Source organism: Natronomonas sp. (assembly GCF_036625485.1).
Lineage (GTDB): Archaea > Halobacteriota > Halobacteria > Halobacteriales > Haloarculaceae > Natronomonas.
In genome coordinates, this window is sequence record NZ_JAZKTR010000086.1 from 1 (window position 1) to 10,629 (window position 10,629).

Below are 10,629 nucleotides of genomic sequence, written 5' to 3' on the forward strand. Positions count from 1 at the left end.
TCCGAGGAGATCACCAAGCGCGCCGGCGGCGACTACGGCGAGTTCCGCTCGTTCCAGGAGTACGTCGATATGATTCGCTCCATCGGCCGGGTGCCGGTCGAGCGGTCGACCGACTACGAGCAGCGCCGCGTCATCGATGAGGACGCGGACGTTGGGCCGAAACTCGGGCCGAAGGCCGACGGGACGCCGTTGCTCTGAGAGCCGGGTCTATCATCCACCGTTTTCACCGTCGTCGCTCGCCGACAGTACTTGCCCCTCACGGGCGCCGGCACGGTAGACGGTGATTCCCTTACACCCCTCGTCGATAGCCAGTCGGTAGGCGTCGCCGACGGCCTCGCGGTCGGCATCGGCTGGCAGGTTGATGGTCTTCGAGACGGCGCCGTCGACGTGGTTCTGGAAAGCGGCCTGCACGCGGACGTGGGCCTCGGGGGGCACGTCGTGGGCCCGGACGAAGAGATCGGCCATCTCGTCGGGGATCGGCAGGTCGCGTGGGCCGTCGTAGTCGCCGCTCGTCAGCAGTTCCGCGGCCATCGCTCGCACCTCGTCGACGTCGATACCGTTGGCCGCCAGTACCCGCTCGAAGTAGTCGTCGACCTGCACCATGCGCTCGGGGTCGACGTCCCGTCCGGCCCTCCGCAGGTAGACCACGTCGTAGATGGGTTCACAGCCGCCGGAGGTGCCGGCGATGATGCTCGTCGTCCCCGTCGGCGCGATGGACGTAACGCCGTGGTTCCGCATCGGGAAGCCGTCGGCGTGGTCGTCGGGGTCGCGTTTCGTGTGCCGGCGGAACCACTCGGCGTAGGCGGTCGGGTCGGCGTATTTCGATTCCTCGTAGTCGGGAAAGGCCCCGCGCTCTTCGGCGAGTTCGTGGCTCGCAGTCTTCGCCACGCGGTCGATGCGGGCCATCACCTGCTCGGCGAGTTCGATGGAGGCGTCGGAGCCGTACCGGATTCCGAACTGACAGCAGAGTTCCGCGAAGCCCATCACGCCCAGACCGACCTTCCGGGTGCGGTCGACGACGTTGGCGATGCGCTCCAGCGGGTAGTCACAGATGGTGATTACATCGTCGAGGAAGCGGACGCCCCAGCGGACGAGGCGGTCGAGGCGCTCGCCGTCGAGAGCGGCATCGAGGTAGGCGTCGATACGGTCGCTCAGGTCGCCGTCGGCCTCGAAATCGGGCCATAGCGGCCGGTCTTCGGTCGCGAGTACGGAGAGGTTGACGTGCCCGAGGTTGCAGGCCTCGAACTCCTCTAGGGGTTGCTCGCCACAGGGATTGGTGGCGTAGATGCGGTGCTTTGGGTGTGCATCGACGTCGAAGGTGTGATCGCCGTTGGCCGCGTCCATGTGGAACAGTCCGGGTTCGCCGCTCTGCCACGCGCCGTCGACGAGCAGGCGCCAGACGAGGTCGGCCGGCAGTTCCATCGGTTCGCCGACGGTCACGAGGTCGCCCCGGAACGCGTCGATGCCCTCGATGTCGTCGGCGTAATCGCGCCAGAGGTTCGACGGGACGGCCGCCTCGCTCTCGTCGGCGAAACTCTCGTTATAAAACCGCGCGGTTGCCGCCGTCACTTCGTGAACGTCGCCCGTCCGGGGGTTGACGAGCGGATAATCCTCACCGGCCGCGACCGCCTCGACGAACTCGTCGGTGACGGCGACGGAGACGTTGAAGTTCGTCAGCGCGTCCGACTCGCGTTTGGCGACACAGAACCGGCCGATGTCGGGGTGGTCGACCCGGAGGACGCCCATCTGGGCGCCGCGTCGCTTGCCGCCCTGCTTGACGGCCTCGCACATCTCGTCGAAGACACCCATGAAGGCGACGGGGCCGCCGGCGACGCCGTCGGTTTCGGCGACGGGGTCGCCACGGGGTCGGAGCCGCGAAAACGAGTAGCCGACGCCGCCGCCGCTCTGGAAGACGCGAGCGGCACGGCGGACCGTCCGGAAGACGCTTCCGAGGTCGTCGTCCGGCGACATGACGAAACAGGCCGCCAACTGGCCCAACTCCGTGCCAGCGTTCATCAGCGTCGGCGAGTTCGGCAGAAAGGCGAGGTCCGTCAGCATCTCGCGGAAGCGCTCTTCCCAGAGGCCGGGGTCGCCGCCGTGTTCGCCCTCCGCCCGGCCGACAGCGTGGGCGACTCGCTCGAAGAGTTCGGCTGGCGTTTCGGTCACCTCGCCGGTCGCGTCCCGCTGGAGATATCGGGCCGGAAGCACCTGCTCGCGGGCCGTCTCGGGGAGGCGTTCGGCAATCGTCTCGCCGGTCGTCCGCTTGGCCGGCAGTTCCATACCCGACTCTGGGGCCCGGAGACGGGAAAAGCTAGTCCGAATTCGGGTACGGGGGAAGTTCGCGAGCCAACCGGTCGCGGTAGCGTCGCCCGGCGTCGGTGTCGGCCCGGAGTTCGCGCTCGATGCGCTCGGAGAGCCACCCCTCTTCGACGTATCGCTCGTGGACCGGCAGGCGCTCGGTGAGGGGGACGCCAGCTTCCGCGGCGATGTCCTCCAACTCGCGGAGGGCGGGCCACTTGTACTCGGGATTGATGTGGTCGTCGGTCACCGGCGAGACGCCGCCGAGGTCGTCGACACCGCAGTCGAGCAACTCGCGGACGGGCGCGAGATTGGGCGGCGACTGGACGCTGATCTCGTCGGGCAGGCCGAACCGGGCCATCGCCGTCACGCGGCGCATGTCTTCGCGGTCCGGCGAGCCTCCCTGCCAGCGCTCGTTGTCGACGACGGGTTGGACGATGACCTCCTGGATGTGGCCGTAGCGCTCGTGGAGTTCGCGGATGGCCAGCAGGCTCTGGGCGCGGTCCCGCCAGTCCTCGCCGACGCCGACGAGGATGCCGGTCGTGAAGGGCACGCCCAACTCCCCCGCGACGGCGAGGGTGTTGAGCCGCTGGCCGGGCTCTTTGCTCCGGGGGCCGCCGTGGGCTTGTACCTCGGCGGTCGTTTCCAGCATGACGCCCATCGAGGCGTTGACGTCGGCGACCAGTTCCATCTGCTCGCGCGTCTGGTCGCCGGGATTCGAGTGCGGAAGCAGGCCACAGTCCAGCGCGATATCACAGGCTTCCCGGAGATAGCCGTGAATCGAATCGTGACCCCACTCCGCTAACTGCTCGTGAATCCGGGTGTAGCGGTCGTCGGGGTCGTCGCCGAAGGTGAATAGGGCCTCCGTACAGCCGGCGTCGGCGCCGCGCTCGCAGATGTCCCGGATCTCGTCGGGCGACAGCAGCGACGCCTGTTTCGGCGGATCGTAGTAGGTGCAGTACGTGCAGGTATAGCGGCAGGCGGTCGTCAGCGGGACGAAGACGTTGCGCGCGAAGGAGAGTTCCGGCGCGGCCTCGACGTCCTCGGGGCCGACATCGAGCAGTCGCTCGACGTCCGCGTCGTCGACGGTAACCTCCCGACCGTAGTCTTCGGCGCCGAACACACTCGACTCTGTGTGAGTGATGGCATTAAAAGGCTCGCCGTCGGGCGATGGATCGGCGTCGAAAACGGGAGGTCGACGACCCAGCGATGTTCATACGGATCGTTGTAACGAATTGCCGACGAGCGCCCGGTAGCGCTCGGCGGTGAAAGCCTACAACGATCCGTATCAGGGTGCCCTCGACCGATGGCCGGGTCGTCACGCGGTCCCGCGCGAGGAGTGGGTCCCCCACGCACCTGTTATGTTCGCTGGGAGTGGTCAAAATATTTGGCACCCCGACAAACGCGGCCTCCATTCCCTCGAAGGGCTACTCCCGGCTGACGAGCGTTCGCCCGGTCCCCGAATCGAGTTCGAAGCCGGCGGTTTCGAGCCACCGTTTGGCCCGCCCCTCGCCATGCAAGAGGAGTTCCGCGAGGTCCCGCCGCTCGTCGATGTCCACCGCGAGGCGGAAGGAATCGACCGTCGCCGTCGAGGCACCGACCTCCGCGGCGATGTCGCGGTGGTCCCGGACGGAGGTACCGTGATAGTCGACGCGGAACTCGGGATGGCGCACGACCAGCGCGTTCGTGCCGCCGCCGAGGCCCGGCGCGATGGCCACCTCGGCGTCGGTCTCGAAGAGCCGTTCGATGGCCTCGGGCGTCGCCAACGCGAGGTCGGCCATCACGACCGCAGTCGGCGGTTCGAGGCGGGCGTTGACTGCCTCTGAAAGCGGCCGGTCGTCGACGACGACAGGATACGGACAGCCCACCTCTGCGGTCGAGAGAACGGTCGGGTCGCCGCCGGCGTCGCTGACGGCCTCACAGACGTCGAGAAGCATCGCACGCGAGAAGTCGTCCCGTTCGTCCGCCGAGAAGGTGTCGTCGAGGCGGGTTTTCGGCTCGGTGGCTGCGAACGGAACGAGGGTGTCCATCTACCGGAGTCGGCTCGGGCCCTGCTGGCGGGACTTGTAGAGGTAGTAGCCGCCACCCAAAAGCAGGAGGACGACGACCGCTGCCGCCCCGTAGAGCAGGAAGCTCTGTCGGGTCTGGGTCTGGGTCGCCTCGTCTTCGGCGCGGTTGGCGAGGCTGATGGCGTTGTCGAAGTTGCCGGCCTCGTAGGCCGAGATAGCGCTCTGGAGCGACGATTCGGCCTCGGAATCGCCGGATCCCTCGACGATTGTGCTGGCGTCGTCGATAGCGTTGCGGGCCTCCTTGCTATCGGCCGTGTAGTGGTGGGCGTCGTGGGTGGCGATGTCCTGCTGGGTGCCGCCCTCGCGGACCTGCGTGAAGTTGGCGGCCGTAAAGCGCTCTTCGGGGTCGTAACTCAGGTTGCCGATCTCGGGCGTCGTACCCGTGATCTGCACCTCGATGCGGCTGGTGCCGTCGTCGATGTTGATATCCTCGTTGAACTCCTGGCCGTCCGTGGAGGTCTGGTCGACCTGGTTGCCGGCCTGGTCGTACTGGACGACCGTCCACGTGACGTTGGTGAGTTCGGTCTCACCGTTGAGCGTCCACTGTTCGAACTCGTCGAACAGGTTGGTCAGTTCGAAGGTGGCCTCGTACTCGGTACCGACTTCGGACTCTTCGGGAAGCTCCTCGGGCGAGCTGTCGACGGCAGCCGCCGAACCGACGGCCAGCGACGACACGAGTAACCCGGCGACGAGGAGCGACAGTAGCTTACTGCTCTTCATCGTCGCCGTATTCGATAAGGTCCTCTAAGTCCTCTTTGCTTTTGGCTCGGAGCTGTTCGACGTTCTCCTCGGCCTCGATGGCTGTCCGTTGCATCTCCTTGACGCGGGGCACCTCCGTTACGCCGGAGAGGACGACGATGGCAGCGACCCGGTCCTCGTTGGGCAGGGGATAGTCCCCGGCCCGGACTTCCATACACCCGGTCTTCTGCTCGAGCCATTTCCGCGCCTTGTCGATGCCCTTCCGGTTGAGGGCGTCCGGCGGGCCGGAGACGAGAAGCAGCGCGCGCTCGGTGCTGTCGACCTCACACTGCAGGGTGAGTTTGCCGAGCGTCGCCCGGCGAACCAGCGACGTGATGCGGTTTGTGGCGTCGCCGGAGCTTTCGAGGCCGTTGTCGTCGTTACCGCCGCGAAGTCGGCCGAGCAGCCCCTTTTGTTCGGTTTCGACCTCCTCGCTGGCGTAGCCGACACTGGAGATGCCCTCATCGCCGAGCGTGTTGATGATCTCGGAGGCGTCGACGACGCTTTCGGCCACGTCGTCGCCGAGGGCTTCGACCTCGCCCGCGGAGAACAGCGCACCGAAACGGGAGACGATTTCGGTATTGATCTCGGTGTAGCCTTCACCAAGGCTCTCGCCGCCGGTTTTGAAGGCGTCGTTGTCGAAGCCGAGCATATTGTCGACGTTCCGGGTGAACTCCTGGAAGGAACGTGCGGCGTTGCGGTTGTAGATACCACCCTCGTCGCGGGCCGGAAGAACGCCGAGCCCGTAGACGGGTTCGACGTATAGTCGCTGCAGGTGTTCCGCGAGGACGGGCGAGCCGCCGCTGCCGGTGCCGCCGCCGAGGCCCGCGATGATGAGGAAGGCGTCGATCTCGCTGCTCGTCATCTGGTCGATGGCGCTTTGGATCTCCTCCATGTCCTCCCGCGCACATCGCTCGCCGAGTTCGGGTTCGGTACCCGCACCGTGGCCCTTGACGACCGATTGCCCGATGAGAACGCGGTTTTCCTTGGGGATGTAATCGAGGCCCATGAGGTCGGCTTTAGCCGTGTTCACCGCGACGGCGTGGCCGATGATGCCAGTACCGCGAGTAGAGTCGTATTCGAGAAACCGGTCGGTTATTTTCCCGCCGGCTTGCCCGAAGCCGATCATTGCGAGTTTCATATCGTTACTTGTCCCGATAGCGTACCACGGGAAGGATAAGCTTTCGGCCCAAATCGAAGCGCAAGGGCCTCTCACCTCTCGAATCGTCTGACACACGTCAGCGCTTGCCACGTCCTGTTCAGACGTCTATTTCTTCGAGGTTCACGCCCAGGTACTCGGGGACGGTCGTCAGTTCGTCCTCGCTGACACCGAAGGCCGCCACGTCGTTATCGTCGGTCGTGTTGTCGAACTGCAGCGAGCGGAACTGGTCCGAGCCCATCCGCGGCACCCCGGGGAGGGCATCGAGAACCGATTCCGGCAGGTAATCCAGCGACTTGAGGCCGATGCCCGCCAGCGCCATCGGGATCGGGACGATATCGACGGGCTTGTCGTCGGCCGCATGGGCGAGTTTAGCCACCTCCGCGAGCGTCAGCACTTCGGGACCACCGATCTCGTAGATCTGACCGACGTGGGGGTCCGTATGCTCCTCTTCGCCCTCGCCAACCGCCCGGATTGCCGGGGTCAGTTCCTCGTCGAGTTCGCCATCCTCGGTTTCGGATTCCGCCTCGTCTTCGTCGGGGGCCTTCCCCCCGATAGCGTCGGCGAGCATCGGCACGAGGTCGCCGACCCAGATGGGCTGGAACCGCGTCTTGCCGCCGCCCGGCAGCGGCGTCAGATAGGGCGTCGCCAGCTGCTTCGTATAGGGGATGAACTCCCCGCCGTCGCCGAAGACGACCGAGGGCCGGAAGATGACCCAATCGAGCGAGGACTCTTTTACGATACCCTCAGCGAGGCCCTTCGATTTGATGTAGGCCGTATTGCCGTCGGGGTCGGCACCGAGCGCGCTCATCTGGACGAGCCTCTCGACGCCGTGTTCCTCTGCGGCCCGGACGACGTGGTCGGTGCCGTCCCGGTGGATGCGGAAGTGCATCTCGTTGCCGCCGTTCGGCCGGAACAGCGGCGACAGCGCCACCAGATTTACGACGGCGTCCTGACCCTCGAACGCCGGCTCGATGGACTCGTAGGCCGTCACGTCGCCCATCACTCGCTCGACGCCCGCCGGCAGGTCGGCCTCTTCGGGGTCCCGCGCCAGTGCCGTCACCTCGTGGCCCCGCCCGTGGAGTTCACGACACAGTGTCTCACCGATGAAGCCCGTACCGCCCACGACAAGGATTCGCATATAAACTACGTACTCGCGGAGACGACATAAAGGGTCGTGGCGAGGCAACCAGCGGGGGTATTCCCCGAGGCTGCTCCTCGCCGACCATTTAAAAGTCGTCCAGACCGGACTGTTCGGCCGCCGCCAGCACGTCCGCACACGTCGACCACGACGTGCGCGCACACGCGGGCAGTTCGCCGTTGGCGTCGACGTAGGTCGCGAGGAACTCCCGGGTCGTCGGGTCGCTCGGATAGCCGCTGCCGACCCCCTCGAACCGCGCGTCGAGGGCTGCAACGTGGGCCTCGCGGGCGCTCTTGGCGACGATGCTGGCGGCACCCACCAGTTCGTCGGCTGCGTCGGCGCCGTGTTCGGCGGTCACCGTCGCACCGACATCGAGTCGGCTCTCGACCCGGTCGGCGAAGCGGTCGGCATCGACGTCGCCGGCGTCACAGACGCCCATATCGCCCGACCGGACGACGCCCGACAGCGCCTCGGCGTGGGCGGCGACCGTCAGGTCGTTCATGTTCCCGGCGTCGATGCGCTCCGGTGAGATTTCGGCGATACCGACGGTGATGCGGTCGTCATCGCGAATCCGCTCGGCCAACGCTTCGCGTTTGGCGTCGGAGAGCCGCTTCGAATCGTCGATGCCCTCGGGCAAGGCCGCCCGCGGCGCCCGGACCGCGGCAGCGAACATCGACCCTAACACGGGGCCTTTGCCGGCCTCGTCGACGCCGAATTCCATAGCAACGGCTGAGCGGCGATACTCGAAAAATATTGTGTTCCCGGCGACGCTACTTCAGCGAGGACAGCGCGGTCTGGAAGTTCTCGTCGTCGAACTGCTCGGCGAGGTCCGAGGTCTCCTCGCGGAGTTTCTCGATGCGGGCCAGCAGGTACTGATACTGTGGGTCCTCGGCCAGTTCCTCGGGGTCGTGTTCGTTCTCGAGGGCGATCTGCTTCGAGAGGGCCGCGAAGAGTTTGCGAACGTTGTCGTCGTAGACCCGCCGATGGAGGAGGTGGTCGACGAGCTGGAAGATGTCCTCTTCGCGAATCGGCTTGGTGATGTGGGCGTCGAAGCCCATGTCAACCACGTCGACGTCGGGTTCGACGGCGGTGACCATCGCGACCTGACACTCGGGGTCCCGGTCCCGGATGAGCGAGAGGACGGCGTCGCCGTCCATCCCCGGCAGTTGTCGGTCGAGCAGGACGATCTCGACGTCCTCGTCGAACTTTTGCATGGCCTCCGAGCCGTCGTGAGCGACTCGCACCGGATACTTCTCCGAGAGCCAGCCGCTGTACAGGTCCGCGAGATCGGGCTCGTCCTCGACGACGAGAATGACGTCTTGACTCGTATGAGGGTAGCGTAGGGGCTCGTGTGGGAGTACGGGGCGTGAACGATGATAAATTCCCGGTTGAAACGGGTCGGAAGCCGTCGTCTCGAGTGTAGCGCCGGAGTCGGCACGCGTTCGTCCCCGAGGGTCGGCGTTTTCGTTCCGAATTTGGGCCCGAATACGGCCAATAACTTTCAAGGGCCTCCGCGGAGCGACGAGTATGTCGATAGGAAGCGACGCTGACGACCACACGCCCGTCGACCTCGAATCACGGATCGTCGACGATGGCGCGTGCGTGATCTACGACCCGGACGAGTCGGACGCGTGGCTGTGGTCGGACCTCGTCCTCGAAATCAACGAGTTCCGGTAATCGGCGTCAACTGTAACCCAAGTAGGCCCGAGCTCGCGTCGCTACGGCTGCCCGAAGATCATCGAGGGCAACGCTTTCCGGCCCCCGAACGAGGGGCTGGTACTGCTCTCGAAGGATAGCCTCGAAGACACGTTCGGCGAGCTGGTCGACCGTGACCGCCTCGTTGCGTCGGTGAAGCCGCTGTTCGACGGTCGCGAATCGCTCCTCTGTAGCCGATTCCGCAGCGATCTCGTCGGCGGTTCGGTCAATGGCTCCAGCGTCGGCGGACTCGGTATCAGCCGAAAGTATCTGCCCGCGTTGGCCGCGTTTGTTGCGGACGACCACACCGGCCGCGGGACCGTCGTACCACGCCGATTCGGGAATCGTGTACGAGTCGGGGTCGAAGTCCCGTGCGGGGAGTTCGCGCTCGAAGGCGTTCACCGCGTCAAGGCCGAGTCGGTCGAGCGCGTTCTCGACGGTGTCGAAGGTGAGATATCGTCCGTCGTCACCCGACCAGACGTCCGTCCCGACGAAGGAAGGGAGCCGCGCCCAGTCGTAGTCGATATTCTGGCGGTAGGTCGCCGTCCCGAAGAAGACGTAATCCTCGACGTCGTCGACGGCGCGTCGGAGCGCATCCCGGTCGAGATGCTCGCGGACGTATCGGACGGCGTGGTGGTACTGGACCGGAATCTCTTCGGGATGGAACACGCGGTCGTCGTCGCCGAAGCGGATGAGGCCCGATTCCCGCACCTGGAACCGCAACGGAGCGCCGTCGATATACTCGAGTAGCCACAGGTGGCCCCGTTCGGTGAGGGAGTCGGGCGCCTCGTCGATGGGCGGCGTCGGCGGCGCGTTCTTCATAGGGTCATCAGTAGAGTTCGTTGGCGACCCCGTAAGCCTGCCGTCGATGCGTCGAGAGAACTCCCATCTGTGGCCCAAACTGGGACACCCTTACAATCGAGAAGAGACACGACAGGCCGCGGAACGTTCGGACCCGACGACTGAAGGCCTTCCAGCCACCGATATAGGGTACATGCTTCCATGGGGCCACGCTGCTATCGGGTATCTCCTCTATGCGGCAGTCGTTCGGTCTCGTGGCAAGGGAATACCGCCCGGTGGGCCGGTCTTGGCTCTTGCCATCGGGACGCAGTTCCCCGATATCATCGACAAGCCGTTCGGCTGGTATTTCCAGTTCGGCCTGATTCCCACAGGCCGGTCGTTCTTTCACTCGCTGTTTATCGCGACTGGACTCGTTCTCGTCGGTGTCGTACTAGCGCGCCACTACGAACGCGATGAACTCGGCGTCGCCTTCGCCGTCGGCTATCTCTCCCATCTGGCTTCGGACGGCCTGTATTCGGCACTGGCCGGAGAGTGGAGTGCCTTGGCCTATCTCGTCTGGCCGCTCATCGAACAGTCGCCGGAGTCCGGCTACTCGATTCTGGAGATGCTGATTACCGGCGCGCAAACCCCGATGGGGCTGTTCGAGTTCGGACTGTTCATCGTCGCCGCGAGCGTCTGGACATACGACCGGATGCCGGGGCTTCGGACGCTCTACGATGGTGTGGTCG

The 10,629-nt window shown here is 65.6% G+C and carries 11 protein-coding genes and 1 pseudogene; 3 read left to right on the forward strand and 9 right to left on the reverse strand.

Annotated elements, in window-relative coordinates; translation table 11 throughout:
- Positions 1-198 (forward strand): annotated as a pseudogene (locus V5A53_RS09405) (7,8-didemethyl-8-hydroxy-5-deazariboflavin synthase subunit CofH); the annotation flags it as partial.
- Between the two features lie 12 nt (positions 199-210).
- Here V5A53_RS09405 and V5A53_RS09410 read toward each other — a convergent pair.
- The 8 genes from V5A53_RS09410 to V5A53_RS09445 all read right to left on the reverse strand — a co-directional run bounded on the left by V5A53_RS09410 (position 211) and on the right by V5A53_RS09445 (position 8,964).
- On the reverse strand, positions 211-2,280 hold the full coding sequence (locus V5A53_RS09410) for an adenosylcobalamin-dependent ribonucleoside-diphosphate reductase (RefSeq protein WP_332313348.1): 2,070 nt from the start codon (positions 2,278-2,280) through the stop codon (positions 211-213).
- A 31-nt stretch (positions 2,281-2,311) separates the two neighbouring features.
- Positions 2,312-3,421 (reverse strand): 7,8-didemethyl-8-hydroxy-5-deazariboflavin synthase subunit CofG, encoded by a 1,110-nt coding sequence (gene cofG, locus V5A53_RS09415; protein ID WP_332313349.1) that lies wholly within the window; start codon positions 3,419-3,421, stop codon positions 2,312-2,314.
- A gap of 304 nt (positions 3,422-3,725) precedes the next feature.
- Entirely contained in the window at positions 3,726-4,328 is a 603-nt protein-coding gene (gene cofC, locus V5A53_RS09420; RefSeq protein ID WP_332313350.1) for a 2-phospho-L-lactate guanylyltransferase, read from the reverse strand.
- Positions 4,329-5,087 (reverse strand): hypothetical protein, encoded by a 759-nt coding sequence (locus tag V5A53_RS09425; RefSeq protein WP_332313351.1) that lies wholly within the window; start codon positions 5,085-5,087, stop codon positions 4,329-4,331. It lies immediately after the preceding gene.
- Entirely contained in the window at positions 5,074-6,246 is a 1,173-nt protein-coding gene (locus tag V5A53_RS09430; RefSeq protein ID WP_332313352.1) for a tubulin/FtsZ family protein, read from the reverse strand. The genes V5A53_RS09425 and V5A53_RS09430 overlap by 14 nt, the downstream gene beginning before the upstream one ends.
- Positions 6,247-6,364: 118 nt before the next feature.
- Positions 6,365-7,405, reverse strand: a complete 1,041-nt coding sequence (locus V5A53_RS09435) for a complex I NDUFA9 subunit family protein (protein ID WP_332313353.1) — start codon at positions 7,403-7,405, stop codon at positions 6,365-6,367.
- Between the two features lie 88 nt (positions 7,406-7,493).
- Positions 7,494-8,126 carry a ribonuclease HII gene (rnhB, locus tag V5A53_RS09440; RefSeq protein WP_332313354.1) on the reverse strand — a complete coding sequence of 211 codons (633 nt, stop codon included), beginning with the start codon at positions 8,124-8,126 and terminating at the stop codon, positions 7,494-7,496.
- 49 nt (positions 8,127-8,175) lie between these two features.
- Positions 8,176-8,964: a response regulator gene (locus tag V5A53_RS09445; RefSeq protein WP_332313355.1), complete on the reverse strand. Its 789-nt coding sequence runs from the start codon at positions 8,962-8,964 to the stop codon at positions 8,176-8,178.
- Between V5A53_RS09445 and V5A53_RS09450 the strand changes: the two genes are divergently transcribed.
- Complete coding sequence (locus V5A53_RS09450; protein ID WP_332313356.1) at positions 8,933-9,082, forward strand: hypothetical protein; 150 nt, start codon at positions 8,933-8,935, stop codon at positions 9,080-9,082. The two genes, V5A53_RS09445 and V5A53_RS09450, sit on opposite strands and share 32 nt — an antisense overlap.
- Before the next feature lie 6 nt (positions 9,083-9,088).
- Here V5A53_RS09450 and V5A53_RS09455 read toward each other — a convergent pair whose 3' ends face one another.
- Entirely contained in the window at positions 9,089-9,922 is an 834-nt protein-coding gene (locus V5A53_RS09455; RefSeq protein ID WP_332313357.1) for an RNA ligase family protein, read from the reverse strand.
- Between V5A53_RS09455 and V5A53_RS09460 the strand changes: the two genes are divergently transcribed.
- On the forward strand, positions 9,894-10,629 hold a 736-nt coding region (locus V5A53_RS09460), incomplete at its 3' end, for a metal-dependent hydrolase (protein WP_332313358.1). The genes V5A53_RS09455 and V5A53_RS09460 overlap by 29 nt on opposite strands.